The sequence below is a fragment of the Candidatus Poriferisodalis sp. genome (assembly GCF_965208895.1).
Lineage (GTDB): Bacteria > Actinomycetota > Acidimicrobiia > Acidimicrobiales > Poriferisodalaceae > Poriferisodalis.
Genome location: NZ_OZ242363.1, coordinates 1,942,367 through 1,959,836, shown reverse-complemented (window position 1 = coordinate 1,959,836; position 17,470 = coordinate 1,942,367). Strand labels below are relative to the sequence as shown.

Here is a 17,470-nt window from a genome sequence, read left to right as displayed (position 1 = left end):
GGCATGACGATGAGCCGGCAGGGCGTTCAGCCCACCGAGGTGATCGACCGGGCTGCCAAGCTCCGATTCAGATGGAACGGCAAGCGGTTCAGCGGGTTCGAGGGCGACACGATCGCCTCGGCCCTGGCTGCGGAAGGCGAGCACATCTTCTCCCGCTCCATGAAGTACCACCGGCCGCGAGGGATCCTCACCGCCGATTACTGGGATCCCAACTTGATGGTCCAGGTGGGAGACGACCCCAACGTCCGGGCCGGCCACCGCTTGGTGCGCAACGGCATGGACGTCCGCTCGCAGAACGCATGGCCGTCGCTGAACCGCGATCTCAAGGCGGCGAACGGCCTGCTCGGGCGTTTCTTGGCGGCGGGCTTCTACTACAAGACCTTCATGCGGCCGCAGTGGCTGTGGCCCACCTATGAGCGGGTGCTGGCCACCTTCGCACCCGGCGGCAAGATCGACATCGATACCCCGCACGGCTACCACGACAAGCGCTATACGCATCCGGACGTGGTGGTGGCCGGAGCGGGCCCGGCGGGCATCGAGGCGGCGCTGGCAGCGAGCACCGCCGGCGCCCGCGTCCTGCTCGTCTCCCACGAGCATGCGGTGGGCGGCCATCTGCGCTACTCGAGCGATGCCGGCGACCAAGGGGCTTTGGCAGAACTGCGCGCTTCGCTCGACGCTTCCGATGTCGAAGTGCTGACCGATTCGACCGTGACAGGCCGGTACGAGGACAACTGGCTCGGCATCGTCCAGCGCAATCACCCGATCGCGGTAGAGCGGCTCATCAAGGCCCGAGCCAAAGTGCTTGTCGCGGCACCCGGCCTGATCGAGCGCCCCTACGTGTTCGAGGGCAACGACCGGCCCGGCGTCATCACCTCGGGGGCGGCCCGACGCCTCATCAACCTGTGGGGTGTCAAGCCGGGCGAGCGAGCAGTGGTCTTCAGTGCCAACGCCGACGGCGATGCAGCGGCTGCCGACCTGGAACGGGTCGGTACCGAGATCGCTGCAGTCATCGACGCCCGTTCGGGCGGCCAGATCAGCTCGACGGCGGGCTCGTCTCGGGCTGTCGAAGCCGTGATGGCAAACGGCGAACAGATCGACGCCGATCTGCTCGTCATGGCCGCAGGCTGGACGGCGCCGACGTCGCTGCTCAACATGGCAGGCGACCGACCGGTCTATGACCCGGCCGCGGCCCGGTTCTTCCCCTCCGACCCTCCCAGCAATGTGCTGTCGACCGGCGGACTTGCCGGCGACGCTGATCTTGATGGGTTGCGGCAACATGGCGTCGAAACCGGTCGTCTCGCCGCAGCCCGTGCCGCAGCGGTACGCCACCGGCTGCAGGCCCGCACCGCCCGAGCGCTGCCGGTCGACGGCGACGAGCCTGCCTGGGCCGTCGACGAGCGGGCGCCGCTGGGCCGCGACCCCCATCCCGAGCTCTTCCGCGCTGATACCCATGGGATGGTCGACATGTCCGAGGACATCAGCTCCAAGGATCTGGTCGCTGCTGCGCATGAGGGCTACGACTCGGTGGAGCTGGCCAAGCGCTACACCACCGCCACCATGGGGCCGTCGCAGGGCAAGCTCGAGACGGTCAACACCGTCGCTGCCATTGCCGAAGCGCGGGGCGAGACGATCAGCCAGGTCGGCACCACCGTGTGGCGCCCTCCGTACGCACCGCTCACCTTGGGCGCGCTCGCCGGCCGCAGTTTTGAACCGGTGCGCGTGTCGTCCATCCATCCCTGGCATGAGGCCAACAACGTCACGCTCATCCAAGCCGGCCAGTGGCTGCGTCCCGATCACTACGGCGATCCACAAGCAGAAGTCCGCAACGTCCGTGAGAACGTCGGGCTCATCGACGTCACACCGCTGGGCAAGCTCGACCTCCGCGGCCCCGACGTGCCCAAACTGCTCAGCCTGCTGTACGTCAACAAGTGGATGAAGCTGGGCATCGGCCGGGTGCGCTACGGGATGATGTGCGCCGAGGACGGCGTGGTACTCGACGACGGCGTCACCGGCCGCCTCGGCGAAGATCACTACATGATGTCGACCACCAGCTCGGGCGCCGGAGGCGTGTGGGAATGGGTGGAGAATTGGCTCCAAACCGAGCGCCCCGACTGGCAGGTGCACGTCACCCCGGTGACCACCGCATACGCCAGCATCAACGTGGCCGGTCCCAAGTCCCGGGAGCTGATGAGCAGGGTCTGTGAGGGTGTCGACCTTGACGCTGAGGCGTTTCCGTACATGACAGTCCGCGAGGCCACAGTGGCCGGCGTGTCGGGCTGCTTCATGTGGCGCATCGGCTTCACCGGCGAGCTGTCGTTCGAGCTGCATGTGCCCGCCGGTCACGGTTGCCTTGTCTGGGAAGCGCTGATGGATGCTGGCAGTGACCTCGGCGTCGGCCCCTTCGGCCTCGAAGGCCAGCGCATCATGCGCCTCGAGAAGGGGCACTTCATCGTCGGCCAGGACACCGACGGCTTGACTCTGGGTCCGAGCACCGGCATGGGGTCGCTCATCAAGCTCGACAAGGACGACTTCGCCGGCAAGCCAGAGCTGGCATGGGCGGCGGATCGGCCGCTGCCGTTGATCGTGGCCATCCAGCCCGACGATCCCGACGTCGTGCCCGAAGAGGCCGCACAGATTCTGCGAGGCGACACCAACGAGATCCTGGGCCGGATCACCTCCTCGCGCTTCTCGCCGACGCTGAACCGCTCGATCTGCCTCGGGCAGGTGGAGCCGCACTTGGCAGCCGGCGGCACCAAGCTGACGGTGTTGCTGGAGTCGGGGGAGCGCATCAGCGCCACGGTGATCGACCATCACGCCCACTTCGACCCGGCCGGGGAGCGTCTGCGTGGCTGAGGCGCCGATCCGACGCAGTCGCATGAGCGACGCGCCCGCAAGGGCGGTTCGCCGTGGCTGATCAGCGATCACCTGCGAGTCCGCCGCAGCGGACACCGGCGTTCGAGAGCCCGGTCGTACGGAGCTATCCGACTTCGCAGCCGGGCGACCTTACGCTGACCGATGCGAGCAACACTGCCAAGTGGCTGGTACGCGCTGGCGTCGATGGACTCATTGCCGATCTGCTCGGCGCCCGATTCGGAACATCGCAGGTTGCACCGGGCGGCGCACTCGTGCTGGGGTCGCGCCCCGGCGAGTGGATCGTCTTGGGGACACCTGAGCAGGTGGACTCGGTGACTGCGGTTCTCCATGATGCTGTGCGTTCGGGGCCGATGCGGCGCGATGACGCTCGCGGCGACCGGGCCCCGGTGCTGCACGAGGCAACACCGGAACTCGTATCCGTACTCGACTGGACCCACAGCCGGGCGATGTTCCTGGTCACCGGCGCCGAAGCGACGCGCATGCTGGAGAAGGTGTGCGGCATCGACTGGAGCGACCACATGACGCCCGACGGAGCGGTGGTCTCAGCTTCGGTAGCCCTCGTTACCTGCGACCTTGCCCGCGACGACCTCAGCCAGGACGACACGACCAGCACGCCGTCGTATCTGATCTTCTGCGACCGGTCCTTCGGCCAATACTTGTTCGATGCGCTGATCGACGCCGGCGACGAGTTCGGCCTAGCGGTGGCGGCGGTGGACGCAAGTCGCGGCGGCTGACTGAGCTCGAAACCAGTTCCGGTCGCAGCTCACTTGAACGAGACATCGGCATGGGTTGATTCGGGCGGCGTGGGGTCGAATCGGGCTGCGGCGGTGATGGGGATGCGGCGCAGGGCTGGGCAGCTGCCCCGGCCGATGAGCAAGGGTGCGTTGGAGATCACGGCGAACGCGAGCTGACGACCGCTGCGGGCGTCGACGCGGCCGGCGACGGCTACGACGTTGTTGAGTATCCCGCCCTTGGCGTGCACCGGGTGCAGTTCGGCGCTATTGCGGGCGACTGAGGGGCTGCATCGCTGCAGCGTCCCGGTTCGGCCTGCGATGGCGAGGCTGTCGAAGATCGGGTCGCCTCGCTGCGTCCGTTCGAGCAGTGCGACCGCGGCGCGGCAGGTCATCGTGTTGTGCACCGATAGGCCCGAGCCATCCGCCATCCCGATCTCGCCGGCAACCTCGCCGAGCGCGCCCCATAGCACCGCTGTGGCGCCCGCCACTGCCTGCGCGCGGCTCGAGCCCACGGTGCGGTGGCCGATCTCTTTGAGCAGCATCTCCGCCGCGGTGTTCTCCGAGTAGCGCCCGATGCGCCCGACAATGCTCCCGAGCGGCGGTGAGCTGATCAACGCGAGCTCGACACGGACGGTCTTGCCGGGCGCGGCGCCTGCACGCGGCCGGTCCCGGATCACCAGGCCGCGGGCCTCCAGCAGGTCGTCGAAGACTGATGCTGCGCCTTGGGCAGGGTCTGGGGAGCGGACATGGGCTCGGCGGTTGCTGCGGTGATGCCGGTAGCCGTCGTTGAGCGTCAAGCCGCCCAATGGTCCGACCAGGTTCGTCGTGCGGTACGACTGCTTCCACACCTCGGCGCTCGCGCCTTCAGCCGGATCGGTTACCTCGTGGGCGGTGTAGTCGCGCTCGTTGTCGGGGTAGCGGCTGCCGTCTCCGACGACCGCGCCGTCCACCACTCGCACGCCCTGAGAAGAGAGTGCCGCCATCGCCGCGTCAGCCAGCATGTCGGCATCGGTGAAAGGGCGCTCGTCGTGCAGCCGCCGCATGTAGCGAGGTGTGGCCAGCACCGGGTCGCCGCCGCCGATCAGGTAGACGTCGCCGTGCAGCACGCCGTCGCGCACCGCAGCAAGGTCGTCGGCGCGCACAGCCACCGTGGTCACGAATTGCTCGTCGGCGCCCATCAGCTCGATTGCCGCGGCCATGGTGGCGAGTTTCGTCAGCGACGCCGGGACCATTCCCACGGTGTCGCGATGCCCGATGATCTGCTCGCCGTCGACCGAGACGCTCATGCAGGTATTCGCCGGGGTATCGCGGCGCGACAGCAGCGCGGCGAAGTCGTCGGCGAGGCGGTCGTCCCGCTGCTTGCCTTGCGCGCCGACGGGTACGGCGCCGGCGAGCGCGACCACGGCCGTCAGAACCGCCATCAGAACCGCAGCGAGCACGCAGCGGTTCGTGCAGGTTCCTCGGGCGATGCCCAGACGACTCGCCAGACGCTTCACGCGTCGACGCGACGGATCGACCCAACAGCGACGGCTCCCAGCAACGGCACCGGCGGCTGCAGCGCGGGAGACATACAGCAAACGTATTGCCGGCGTGCGCGCCAGAAGCGGACTTCGGCCGCTGCGCTGCACCGTTGCGGGGTCCAGCCGGAAACCCGGGATCTGGTGGACTACCGCAGTCGCTCGAGTCCTGCCACGGCATCGAAGCCTTGGTCGAAGCTGAAAATGCGCGTCACGCCGGCACCCGCCATTACTGCGGCGTGCAGGGCATCACGGGCTGACAGGCTGCTGACGCTCTCGAGCAGCGACCGTGCCGCACGAACTTCAGGCACGCCGAAGGCGAGGATGTCGTCAACCAAGGCGTCCAGACTGGCGAAAGCGGGGTCGATTGCTGCGAGCCGACCGATGGCGACGTAACGGTGGAGGATCTCTTGGTAGACCTCGACGTCGGTGACGAACGTCTCGCCTGCTTGCGTCAAGCGAGTCAGCACAGCGACTGTTCGATCTTTGTTCGGGTGTGCAGCGCCGATCAGGTACATCGGCACGTTCGAGTCGACGAATATCACGGCTGCAAGATCACGAGGCCAGTCGCCCCGCTTCGATGTCTCGAAGCATCCCGTCGATGTCGGCAGTCGGGAACTCGTGCTGCGATGCCTCCGCGATTGCCCGAAGCCTCGTCGCAGCCGGGTCAGGCGGCTGGCCCATATCGCTCAGCGCCTTCCGCATGGCTTGCCGAACCCACTCCGCCACTGTCAGATGGCATACCCGTGCCGCGCCCTGAATCTTCGTGTACTCGTCTTCATGCACCAGCACTTGCAGTCGTTTTGACACCTTGCTGAGTCTATCTGACTGTCAATCGTGAGAATCAAGCGTCTCCTACTGGATGATCGACACCGATCACGATCAGATGAGCGTCGTCGCGCTGACGGAGACCCGATAGTTGGCCCAGTTGATCCGGTCTCACCCGGCGCTGCGCCAAGGGTCGACGGCGCGGGCTGATCAGAGGTCGAGGATCTCCAATAGCTCATCGACTGTCAGTCCGTGATGAGCGGCGATGCTCTTGAGAATGCTCGACAGGGTCTTGATCTTGATGGGGCTGCGATTCGGCGTGCGTGGGGTGACACCGTCGTGCGAGGCTGAGCGGAACAACCAAGGCGGCGCGGGGTGACGAGATGGTGCTGAAACGATTGCAGAGGCTGTTCGGCGGCGACCCGGCCGCGGAGGCGCGCGAGTCGTTGGAACGGGCCCATCGCGAGGCGCTGGAGCGTCATCGTGAGTGGGAGGACGCGTGCGCAGAGCTGGCGGAGGAGATCGAGGCGTACCGCTCCTATGAGGACATGGCTGACGAGACGGATCCGGAGTGCCCGATCATCACCAAGCGCGGCGAGGAGGTGCTGCTGGTATGCCACGGGCCGATGCTCACCGAGACCCGGCGTGGACCCAAGATGCGCTACGGCGGCCACTCGCACGGGTTGTCGATCAAGATCGCGAAAGGCGTGTACTACCGACCGAGCGTGCATCGCGGTGCCATTGAGCAAGCACCCGAGGAGACCCGCGTGATCGACGGCAAGGACGGCGAAGGCGTGTTCGTGGTCACGAACACGCGGGCCGTGTTTCGGGGGAATCTGCACACGCGGGAGTTCCGGTGGGACAAGCTGGTGTCGGTGTCGCCCGAGCAGGTCGGCAGTGCCTGGGTGCTGATGATGCCGGTGGAGAACCGTCAGCGAGTCTCGGGCATCTACGTGGGCGCGTCGTCAGCGGCCGATTTCGTGATGCGCCGCGTGCTGTTCGGCGTTGCGCTGCATCAGGACCGCGGCGATGAGTTCATCGAGCGTCTCGAAGGCGAGCTCGCCGAGCTGCAGGCCGGCCCGCCACCAGTTCCCGAGCTGGCACCGCCGGCCGCGTAGCGCGCACCGACTCAGCGTCGGCCTATGGACCTGCGGGGTCTCCGGTTTCGCTAGGGAGAGGGCGACCGCTGATATCGAGTGTCGTCTCTATGCGTGCCAGACGGTCGGTGTGGTCCATAAGCACGCTGTTGACCTGATCGAACCTTCGGTCGGTCTCGGCGAAGCGGGCGTTCATCTCGTCGCGCAGGCTGCTGATTTCGTCGCTCACGCGGTCGAGAGCGGAGACAATGAACAGGAACATACCGCCGAGGAGCGCTGTGACGACGGCGCCAAGAACCGTGGCGAGCAGCGTCGTGGAGCGCTGATGGGCGGTGCCGTGCCGATGATCGGGTGCGATGGTCTGCGTCGTGACGGACGGGGGCTCGGTCTGCTGAGCAGCCGCGGGCTCGACGGCCTGTCCCCCGTCGTGTTCGGTCACGGATTCGATGGTAGCCACGCCTGTCCCACGGGTTGACTGCGGACGGATTCTCGTGAGGGCGAACGTAGGCAGGCGTCCGGCTCGGCGCAAGCGGATTTCTCCGAGCAGGCGAACCGGCCGAGGCTGGGCCCGTTCAGCCGTCGAAAGGAGCTGCCCAAGCCTCTGGGTGGATGACGGTGTTCATCTCGGCGCCGGTGTCGGTGATGGCTTTGACGGCGATGGGCCGGCCGTGGGGTGGGATGTCGAACGGCTGCGACTGGAACGAGATGATGTGCGACTGCGCGTCGGGGATGAGGTCTGGGCCGAGGCTCCGCATCGCTGCCTTGAGGCCGGCGTCGTGGCGCAGGCCGTTGGGAAAGTAGGTGAGCCGGGCGACGAAGCTCATCTGATCGTGGTCGGTGTCGATCATCCAGCAGTCGATGTGGTCCTGGTCGGTGTCGCGCACCGTGCCGTCGGACGGGTCGTATGTGTCGCAGCCCAGCAGCCGCACCACCAGCGAGGTGCCGTCGGAGGTCTGGCGAACCTCGCAGTCGGGTTCGCCGAGCAGGGTGAACGTGCCGCCGTCGGCCTGCTTGGACAGCTCGGGGATTTGCAGGTCTTTCGAGGCCGCCACGCGGTGTACAGCGCAGGCGCCGACGGTGGCGGGAACGTCGGGGTCGAACGCGAATCCGACAACGATCAGGTCGGCGCAGTCGGGCGCGTTGCGACGAGCCTCGACGGTGGCCCGGGTGACTTGGTGGGCGGTGACGGTGGCGTCCGGAGCTGCGATCATGAGCCCGGCTGCGGTCTGCGTGTCGCGTCCGGGACGGGTGCAGGTGACGCCGTGGGAGGCGAGCAGCGTCTGGGGCCAGCGTTCGTGGTCGACGATCTGCAGCAGGGCCGTACCGGACGAGTCGCAGATCGGAGAGCGGTACAGCGCGTCGATGACGGCTTGGGTGATCTCGCCAGATGCCAGGCCCAGGTCGGCGAAACTCGGCCCTGCTGGGTCCGTGCGGCCGACGCTGCTGGGCGTGGATGAGTCGTCGTGGGCCGCATCGGCGGAAGACTCACCGGTTGGACCGGCATCCGCGGGCGCGTCGACAAGGCTGGTGTCGAAAGGCAGGTACGAGTACGGCGAGTGCGACTCCACGGTGAACGGGCTGGCGAGCCGAACCCGTTTGGGCTCGGTCTCGGTCTGGTCGACGAGCTTGATGACGTTGTCGGGATGGTCCCAGTCGGTGTTGGGGTCGGCGAGCCTGCCGGCCGACACCTTGGGCATCTGCTTGCAGACGAAGTCGACGGCGGGGTCGGTGCCGCCGTCGGAGGTGCGATGCCACGTGTAGACCGAAGTGGCGAGCTTCTGGCGGGCAACGGCGATGGCGACGCGGCTGACATCGATGGTGATCCAGCGCCGCCCCCATTCTTCAGCCACGTCGGCCGTGACCCCCGACCCGCAGGTTGGATCCAGCACCAAGTCTCCCGGATCGGTCGTCATCAACATGCACCGCTCGACGATCGAACTAGCGGTTTGGACGACGTATCGCTTTTGGCCGCGCACGGTAACTGAGTTGTGCCAAACGTTGTCAATCCGACGCCCAGCCGTTTCGTCTTCCAGCTGCTTCCAGTACAGCGCTCTTCTGGTGCCGTAGAGACGGTTTGTCCATCCGAGCCAGCACAGGCCGCACGGCTCGGGGTCGGGGCACGGAGGCGAAGCCTCCGTGCGCGCGCCATTGTCGTCCGTCGGGGTACACACTGGTGCGTCTCCGTCATGGACGGAGACGCGCCATTGTCGTCCGTCCCCACAGTGGTACCGGTGCCCATCGTATTCGACCCAGCGTGTACGGCCCGTGGTGGATGCCCCCATCGACGTGAGGTTCTCTCGATTCCAGATCACGGCTCCCGCTGGAAGCTCGACCTCCGGCCTCTCGCGTTCCTGGGCCGTCATTCCTCGGCTGTGGTGATCTGCTTCTTCGACCATCGGTGTGGAGAATCCCCCGAATAAGTCAGCTACGCCCTTGCGATCGAGAGGCTCGTAGAGCTGGCGGTACCTGCACTTCGACTTGTCCCTGGCGTACCAGAGCAAATACGAAGCGCTCTCCGGCAGAGTTCGAGCTGATGAACCACCGGTAGGGCGCCAAGTGATCGTTGCCACTCTGTTTTCGGGGCCGAAGACCTCGTCGAGCACGAGGGCGAGTCGGTGGACGTTGATGTCGCCGATCTGGACGAACAGCGAGCCGGTGTCGGTCAGCAGTTCGCGTGCCAGCACGGTGCGCTCGTGAATGCCGTCGAGGTAGGAGTGGATGCCGTTGCGGTAGCTGTCGCGGAATGCTCGCAGCGGCATGGTGTCTCCGACGGGCAGGCCGTCGAGCTTCTCCGGGGTCTCGAGCTTGCCGGTGGTGGTCTGGAAGTTGGACTTGAAGTTCTGGCCGTACGGCGGGTCGAAGTAGATCATCTGCACCGCGCCGCGCAAGCCGTCCTTGGCGAGCAGTGACTGCATCACTGCGGCGGAGTCGCCGTGGATGAGGCGGTTCTGCCAGTGGCCGGCGTGCTGGTACCACTCCCATTCGAGGGCCTCGTCATCGAGTCCGTCGAAGTCGAGTTGCAGCGCGCGTCCGGTGTCGCCGCGGCGCAGCTGTTCGACCAGCAGCGCGGGGGTGACCTTCTCGCGGGTGTAGAGCGGCACGCCGGCGAAGCGGTGGGCCGCGTCGGCCTCGGCGTCGCCGCTGAGCTTCGAAGTGGCGCCTTGGCGGTCCCAAGCCAGGACGGGGTGGGTGCGCAAGTCGCGGTCGAGGTTCACGGCATCGCATTCGATGCCGGCTTCGTAGACTTGCGCGATCGCCTCGGGCAGTCGACGCGCTACCTCGAACGCGACCGGTGCGCGGTCGTCGTCGCTCAGCAGCGGCGCTGTCTCGGCGGTGGGCTGGTTTGGCCGCTGCGCCGAAGCGTGATCGTAGGAGCAGGGCTCGGCGTCAGCAGGCGGTGGGGTCACGGCTTGTCCTCGTCTTCGAATGCAGTCTCAGCGGGTGCAGCGCTCTCGCCCTGCCGGAGCGAGCAGCGGGGCTCACGAAGCTGCCCAAGCGGCATCGCCTGCGAGGTCGTCGAGGCGGCCCGGCAGATGGGCGGCGTCGGTGATGACCTCATAGGCCCAGTGCCGCAAGTGGTCGGGGAGTTCCGGTGTGCCCGCAACCGCAGGGATCCAGTGGTCGCGTGTCCAGCGCTCGGCGGCCAGGGCCTTCGGGTCAACGATGCCCTTGCATTCGATGACAACGTTGAGCCCGTTCGCGAGGCGGGCGACAAAGTCGGGTTCGTAGCGACGCCACGCCCCGTCGAAGTGGTACGGCAGCGACCAGTCGAGCCCGAAATTGCGGGCCCAGGCGGCTACTGCGGGGTGGCGGTCGAGGACGCGCGCAGCGGCGAGCTCAAGCCCGGAGTGGCACGCGGCGTGGGACAGCTCGCTGTGCCTTGCGACGTGAATGTGGCGCAGCGTGGTTTCGAACCGGACATCGGCAGTGTCGCCGAGCGGCGGCCGGCCGAGGACCGCGACCTGCCGCGGGGGGGGGGGGTCGCCGCGGCGCGCGTGCCGAAATCACACGCTGCGATCATCTGCTGGTAGAAGTCGCGCTTGTTGCGATGCCGCAGCAGCACTGACGCGCTGTGGCATTCAACCGCGGGATGGGCGAGCCATTCGCCCAGTGCGCGGAATGCCGACGCGAACAGTGAGCAGCGACCCGCGCCATGCAACCGGGCCGCGCCGGTGCCGCTGTCGGGATCGCCGCCGAGTGCGCCGTCGGCCTCACCGGCCGGTGTCGTCCGCGGAGAGGCGTTCCCGTCGCTGCCGGAGCTGGCCGGACGGCCCGTCGGCTGGTCGGCGGCCTGCAGCCGCAGCGCGTCGTCACCTCCGAGCGTGAGCAGGTTGGCGATCTCGGCAGCGCAGCGCACGCGGGCTGCCTTGTCGCGTTGCAACTCGTCGGGCGACATCAGGATGGTCTCGCCGGTCACGCCCGCCATCTCGACCCGTTCCGCGGATGCATCTTCGGACAGCTTGGCGGTTTGCACGGCTGCGGAGTTGAGCCGGAATCCGGCGGGCAACGCGACGGTGCGGTACTCGACTACCTGGGGCCAGCTGACCCGCAGCTCTGACCGACCGCGCACCGAGTAGACCTCGGTGCGGTCTGGCGGCGGCGGCCCGGTCCGGGTGCCGCGCAGCGGCATGAACTCGAACGGGATGCCGAGCACCTCCGCGTACTCGGGCGTGAGCAGGTGCGTCTTTCCGGGTTCCTCGCGAAACGACTCATAGGAGGTGCGTCGCAGCGCCCGCCCGGTTACCTGCTCGCACAGCAGCTGCGAGCTGAACGCCCGGAATCCCACGATCTGGTTCACCGTGCGGGCATCCCAGCCCTCGGTGAGCATCGACACCGAGATCACGCAGCGAACCCCAGCGCCGAGACGTCCTGGCTTGCCGACGGTGTTCAACGCCTCGCGGATTGCATCCGCGGGCACGTCCTCGCCCATGTGTGCTGCCTGCTCGCGCAGCAGCTTGCCGAACCGGGCGGTGATGGCGTCATCGTCGTCGGGACGCGAATGCACCAGCAGCGTGCGCGGATCAGCCCGCCACTGCGCCGGACCGCCCGCGGGGTGCGTGACGACGTTGGAGAACTCGTCATAGCGGCCGGCCAGGATCTGGGCCGCTGCTCGGCCCTCGCTGTCGTGCGCGGTTCGCTCACAGCCGGCGATGTGCTCGTACAGCGCGACTGCGTTGTCGATGGTGTTGGCCACCACGATCATCACCGGCGGCGTCGGCTGACGGTCTTTGGTGGCCTCGAACGTGCGCCGCCATTCGCGGCCCGACGCCTCCAGCGCATCTTCGAGCGGCTGTGGCAGCACAGCAGTGGGATCAATGCTGCGCTTGGGCAGCTTCTTGGTGGGCGTTGCCTCGTACAGCCGCCGCCATGCCGTGCGAGCCTGGGGCGTGTCGTCGGCCACTGGCACGCGGGGCACCTTCACCAAGCCCGACTCGATGGCGTCCATCAGGCCGAAGTCCGACGCCACCCACTCGAACATCGGCGACCCCTCACCACGGGAAGCACGGCCGATCCACATCGGCGTGGCCGAGAAGTCATACACGGGCGACGCCTGACCGCCGAGCCGGTCGCGTTCGCCGAGCGCGCCCAGGTCGCGCAGCGTCCGCACGGCGTTGAACCACACTGCGGCGATCTTGTTCTCGCTGCGCTCCTCCGCGGTCGGCTTCTTGCCGGCGTCGCCGTCTGGGCTGTCGGCCTGGGGCAGGTAGCAGTGATGGGCCTCGTCGTTGATGACCACCAAGTCGCCGCGTGCGCCGCGCCGGTCCATCAGACCGCCCGCCACCCGGCGCACCATCGCCGACGGCGATTCGGTCTGGTCGACCCGCGTGCTGCCCAGCAGTGCCTTCTGGGCGCCGGCGGACTCGGTGGGGTCGCGCCGGCGGAACGCTTGGAAGTTCACGATCTCCACCCGCGCCGCCGACAGGTGACCCCGAAGTTCTTTCGGTACGAGCCCGAGTTCTTCGTAGACGTTCCCGGGCGAGCCCGGCGCCAGCACGGCCAGCCTGTCGCGCACAGTGAGCCCCGGGGTCAGCACCAAGAACCGCGACGAGTGCTGCAAGTTGCGCTGACGCTCGGTACGCACTGCGTTGAGCGTCTGCCAGGCGATCAGCATGCCCATCACCGCGGTCTTGCCGGTGCCGGTCGCCATCTTGGCGCAGAAGCGGATGATGCCGTCATTCGCCGCGCGCGAGTCGGCTTCAAGGTCGCGTCGCTCGGGCGTGTCGCGCCGGGCGACCTCTCGCAGCCAGATGAGCGTCTCGATGGCCTCCCGCTGCGCGAAGAACGGGCGCAGCTGCCGGTGCGATGATTCCTCCGCCCAGTGCACCAGCAGCTTGCGAGTGACCGAGGTGGCACCCGGGTAGCCGTCGTCGCGCCATGCGCCCACCTGTTCGCGGACGGCGTTGATGGTCTGGTTCTCGTCGTCGGTGTTGAGACCGAGGGTCATGGTGGCGGTCACGGCGTCATCGGGCACTGGGCGAAGCAGTGCGGAGCGCCGCCGACCGCGCAGCGGTGCCTGTCCTGACATCGCTCGCCCCGCCTGATCGAGCTGCCAGTGCAGAGCTGGCTCGGCATAGGGCGAGCACACAATCGGATCGACCGCAGGGTCAAATTCGGGTGAATCGGCGCCATCAGCCATGTCGAAGGCCGCTTGCCCGTCCAGAGTCGGTCATCGGGTCATGTTGCTGATGGCGGGGAGGCTCACGACGCTCAGATGTAGTCGGCGTCGCCGGTTTCCCAGGACTCAGCACGGCGACGCCGACCACCGGAGGGTCCGCCGTAGTACTCGGGGTCGTCGTCCCATTCGTCGCCGTCCCAGTCATCTTCGAAGTCCTCGAAGTCGTCGGGTTCGTAGTACTCGTGGCGGCGTCGCTGTGCACGCTGGCGCAGGCTCGGCGCTGAGGATCGCTGCGTCGGGCGCTCCCGAACCTGGCGAGTCAGGCTCGTCGTTGGGGATCGCTTGCCTCTGCGCTTGCGTACCCGGACTTGGAGGTATCCGACCACAGCACCCGCCAGGCACGTCAGCCCGACGAGCTCCGTAGCGGACAGGTCGCCAGCGTTGCGCACGATGGCCACGACGAAGACGGCGGCGACGGCCCACGGCAGCCGTCGGCGGGCCGCAGCCATGCGTTGAGGCGAGGTCTGCGCCCACCCGTGACACGCCGCCACGACGACGAGGACAGCCACGAAGCCCTCCGCCGACAACCGCAGCATGGCGGCCGCAGTCAAGCACGCGGCCAGTCCGCCGATGTCGTACGCCCACGATGTCACGGGCCTCGGCGCGGTCACTGGCCGAGTCCCGGGATGGGGAGGCAACCCGACGCAAGGCCCATGATGGGCACGATATCGCGCCGGTGCGACATCTGGTACGAGCTTGGCGAGGTGCACCGCGCGGGTCGGACGATGCGAGCCGGCACGCCGCGCTCGTCGGCGAGAGCATTCCGCGTGATGTGATACGGCGAGCGTCGCGACGGAACGAGCATCTCAGCGCCACCCGATTAGATGTAGTCGTCGTCGTCCCACGATCGTGAGCGGCGCCTGCGCGAAGCGGGCGCTCGGTACGGCTCGTCATCGGGGTCCAGCGGGTCGTGCTCGTCGACCCAGTCCAGATCGTCTTCTCGGTCGTACCAGATGGGTTCCCGTGAGACGCGTTGGCTGCGGCGCCGGAAATTTCGATCTTCTCGGTCCCACTCGTCATCGGCGCGCGGTTCATCATCGTCCCAGCCGTCGTCGTCCAGCCAATCGTCGTCGTCCCAGCCGTCGCTTCTTGGAGGTGCAGTCTGAGCGCCGTCGTGTGATCCGCGCCGCGGTCGCGGCCTGCCCCGCCGATCGTCAGCCGGTTGGCCCGCGGGCTGCGAGCCAGACCGTCGGCGTGTGCTTCGACGGAGCGCGAGGGCGGCGACCCCGCCGATGATCACCAGCGCGCCGATGTCCACACCGGAGAAGACCATGAAAACTCCGGCCACGATCGCTGCAACCGGGAGAGCGGCACCGCTCAGCATGCCGCCCGCCTGCCCGAACAGCCGCTCCGCAGAGCTGCGCTGATCGGCACCGCGCCGGCGGCCCGCAGCGGCCTCGCTATGCGATGACTGCGGTTGGGGCGCCGTGGCACCGACCGCTTCCGCGGCGGCCCACCAGTCCAGCTTCCAACGTCGCAACTCAGCGAGATCGACGACGTGACACGGCTTGTGCTGGCTGTCGATCGTCCCCTGCAGGTGCGCGCCGAGCCCCGGTGCAGTGTGGATCAGCATCCGAGCCCGAAACTCGGCCGATCCGGTCTTCGCCAAGAACGAATCGACGTCTCGTTGCCCGACGAGCTGGCTGCCGTCGCGGCACTCGCACTGGATCGCTATGGCGTCGCCGCCGACTGTGCTGTTGCGCTGCGCAACGAGGTCGATGCCGTCGGCTGGGCCGTCGCGACCTGCCCATTCGTCCCACACATCGACGCGGTCGAACACCCTGTCCCCGCTGCCGTCGACCAATGCGCGCAGCACGCCCTGGCACAACCGAACGAATCGCTCGCCGAGATCGGTGTCGTCGCGTGCCTGCCGACGCAGCTCGTCGAGGACATCGTCGATCTGTGAGTCTTCCGAGTCGTCTGTGTCACGTTGTGCCTGACCGAACACGCTCGCAGTATCGCGCTGCTGATGTGCCTGGAGCGGTCTCGGCGGCATCTCCGCGGCGCCTGCGCTGCAACACCGCATTGCAGCGGGGGCACGCCCTTGATCAGGCGAGCACGATCACCGGGGTGCCGATCGACGTCCACTCGTAGAGCTGCTCGGCCTTGTCGTCTCGTTGGCGCACGCAGCCCAGCGACAAGAAATCGCCGAGTTCTGACTCACTCTGTACGGGGGTGTCGCGCCAGCCGCGGGGAATGGAGTGGAACCCGATCCAGTCGCCGTCCTCGTCTGTGGTGAATCGCACCATGTGCTCCATGGTGACCAGCCAGTTGTAGGAGATCGCGTCCTCGGACTTCGAGGTGACTGCATAGCGGCCCGGCACCGGCGACGTGGCATGCCCGCTGACCGGATAGTTGTCGACGACATACCCGTCGGCGTCGACGAGCCAGATCCACTGGCTGGCGCGGTCGTAGATGACGTGGCGCGCCCCGGCGAGCCCGACGTCTGGCACCGAATTGCCGCTGTGCCACAGCGCCCGACCCTGCGGCGTGATCACCGACAGTGCGCCGCTGTCGTCGAGCTGCAACGCCGCGCCCGATTCGCTGCGGGTGTCGCTGGTCCACAGTCTCGCGGCCGCGCCATCGGAGGCCCCATCCCCGAAACCGGGGCGGGCGGTGTCAAAGAGGGCGAGCTCGCCGTCAGCGCGCATCACCAGCAGCGGCATCACTGCCTCGACAGGCCCCGTCGACCACAGCAGGCCGTGCCGGCCCAAGCCGTCGTCAGTGTTGCGCAGGGTCAGCCGGCCGTCGGGTTCGAGTGTCAGCCGGTACCAGCCGTTCGGCGATGTGGCCGACTGCCCGACCGACAGATACTCCCCGGATTCCAAGACGACCGTCGAAGGCGGTGGCTGTGGGGGCAGATTCTTCGAGCCGAAGGCATCGTGAGCGCCGTCGGGTGGCCACGACGTGTCGAAGTCGAGGTGCCAGCGCTGGCTCGGTTCGGCATTCAGATCCGAAATGCTGCTGGCCGCTGAGGCGACATCGACGGGCAGCAGGACGAGCGCAATGGTCACGAGGACCGCCGCAGCACCTCGAAGCCCGCCACGGCGCGACCTGATGCCGCCAAGGCGGAGGCCGGCGCTCGATCTGGCACGGCGGGTTCGCCCCGCACCGCACATGCGCGGTGCGCCGACGATGCGCAGGGGCGTCCTCCAAGCGAGCACGCATGACGAGAGTACGCCACAACCGGCGCACATGGCAACGAGCGCCGGCCAGAGCGCGGACCAAGACTTCTGGTGGCGGCGCCCGTTGCCTCCCGCTCTTGTTCGCTGTCGCTCTCGGGCAGCTTGGGCCCCCGGCTACGCCTACCCGAACAGCCTCTAGGGTTCGTGAGTCCACTGGTTCGAGCGGGAGCGGGCGCATCATGTCGATGAAGGGAATGCAGGACAGTCAGGTGCTGTCGTTCAACGAGCAGATCATCGCCGAGTTTCGGGAGAACGAAGGGCGCTGCGGCGGCAGGTTCGAGGGCAATCCGATGCTGCTGATGACGATGACCGGGGCTCGCAGCGGCCGCCAGATCACCAACCCGCTCACCTGTCACCACCACGGCGACGACTACATCGTGATGGCCTCAGCCGGCGGTCACGAGCGGCACCCTTCCTGGTACTTCAACATCATTGCCAACCCTGGGGTGACGCTCGAAGTCGGCACCGAGACCTTCGCTGCAACCGCCGTGGTGCTCGAAGGCGACGAGCGCAGTGAAGCGTTCGACGCCATGTGCGAGGCGATGCCCCGCTTTGGCGACTATCAGGATTCCGTGGAACGCGAGATTCCCATCATCGCCCTGCGCCGCATCGGTTGAGA

General features: G+C 67.6%; 13 protein-coding genes. 4 read left to right on the top strand and 9 right to left on the bottom strand.

Going from position 1 to position 17,470, the window contains the following annotated elements:
• The first annotated feature begins 3 nt into the window (after positions 1-3).
• Entirely contained in the window at positions 4-2,853 is a 2,850-nt protein-coding gene (locus ACOGJB_RS08820; RefSeq protein WP_419840440.1) for a 2Fe-2S iron-sulfur cluster-binding protein, read from the top strand.
• A 53-nt stretch (positions 2,854-2,906) separates the two neighbouring features.
• Entirely contained in the window at positions 2,907-3,608 is a 702-nt protein-coding gene (locus tag ACOGJB_RS08815) for a hypothetical protein (protein ID WP_419840439.1), read from the top strand.
• A gap of 29 nt (positions 3,609-3,637) precedes the next feature.
• Here the strand turns inward: ACOGJB_RS08815 and ACOGJB_RS08810 are convergent, their stop codons facing one another.
• The 3 genes from ACOGJB_RS08810 to ACOGJB_RS08800 form a co-directional block, all read right to left on the bottom strand.
• Positions 3,638-5,104, bottom strand: coding sequence for a D-alanyl-D-alanine carboxypeptidase/D-alanyl-D-alanine-endopeptidase (locus ACOGJB_RS08810; RefSeq protein ID WP_419840438.1), 1,467 nt, complete (start codon positions 5,102-5,104; stop codon positions 3,638-3,640).
• Between the two features lie 170 nt (positions 5,105-5,274).
• Positions 5,275-5,670, bottom strand: a complete 396-nt coding sequence (locus ACOGJB_RS08805; RefSeq protein WP_419840437.1) for a type II toxin-antitoxin system VapC family toxin — start codon at positions 5,668-5,670, stop codon at positions 5,275-5,277.
• 10 nt (positions 5,671-5,680) lie between these two features.
• Complete coding sequence (locus ACOGJB_RS08800) at positions 5,681-5,935, bottom strand: antitoxin (protein ID WP_419840436.1); 255 nt, start codon at positions 5,933-5,935, stop codon at positions 5,681-5,683.
• 341 nt (positions 5,936-6,276) lie between these two features.
• Between ACOGJB_RS08800 and ACOGJB_RS08795 the strand changes: the two genes are divergently transcribed.
• On the top strand, positions 6,277-7,011 hold the full coding sequence (locus tag ACOGJB_RS08795) for a hypothetical protein (protein WP_419840435.1): 735 nt from the start codon (positions 6,277-6,279) through the stop codon (positions 7,009-7,011).
• 22 nt (positions 7,012-7,033) lie between these two features.
• Here ACOGJB_RS08795 and ACOGJB_RS08790 read toward each other — a convergent pair whose 3' ends face one another.
• From ACOGJB_RS08790 to ACOGJB_RS08765, 6 genes are all read right to left on the bottom strand, one after another.
• Positions 7,034-7,429 (bottom strand): hypothetical protein, encoded by a 396-nt coding sequence (locus tag ACOGJB_RS08790; protein WP_419840434.1) that lies wholly within the window; start codon positions 7,427-7,429, stop codon positions 7,034-7,036.
• A gap of 133 nt (positions 7,430-7,562) precedes the next feature.
• Entirely contained in the window at positions 7,563-10,397 is a 2,835-nt protein-coding gene (locus tag ACOGJB_RS08785; RefSeq protein WP_419840433.1) for a DNA methyltransferase, read from the bottom strand.
• A gap of 389 nt (positions 10,398-10,786) precedes the next feature.
• A complete protein-coding gene (locus ACOGJB_RS08780; protein WP_419840432.1) occupies positions 10,787-13,627 on the bottom strand; it encodes a DEAD/DEAH box helicase in 2,841 nt (946 codons plus the stop codon).
• Between the two features lie 71 nt (positions 13,628-13,698).
• Positions 13,699-14,259 (bottom strand): hypothetical protein, encoded by a 561-nt coding sequence (locus ACOGJB_RS08775; RefSeq protein WP_419840431.1) that lies wholly within the window; start codon positions 14,257-14,259, stop codon positions 13,699-13,701.
• A gap of 227 nt (positions 14,260-14,486) precedes the next feature.
• On the bottom strand, positions 14,487-15,614 hold the full coding sequence (locus ACOGJB_RS08770; RefSeq protein ID WP_419840430.1) for a hypothetical protein: 1,128 nt from the start codon (positions 15,612-15,614) through the stop codon (positions 14,487-14,489).
• 100 nt (positions 15,615-15,714) lie between these two features.
• Positions 15,715-16,830 (bottom strand): L,D-transpeptidase family protein, encoded by a 1,116-nt coding sequence (locus tag ACOGJB_RS08765; RefSeq protein WP_419840429.1) that lies wholly within the window; start codon positions 16,828-16,830, stop codon positions 15,715-15,717.
• A gap of 200 nt (positions 16,831-17,030) precedes the next feature.
• Here ACOGJB_RS08765 and ACOGJB_RS08760 point away from each other — a divergent pair, with 200 nt between their 5' ends.
• Complete coding sequence (locus tag ACOGJB_RS08760; RefSeq protein ID WP_419840428.1) at positions 17,031-17,468, top strand: nitroreductase family deazaflavin-dependent oxidoreductase; 438 nt, start codon at positions 17,031-17,033, stop codon at positions 17,466-17,468.
• Positions 17,469-17,470: the final 2 nt, after the last annotated feature.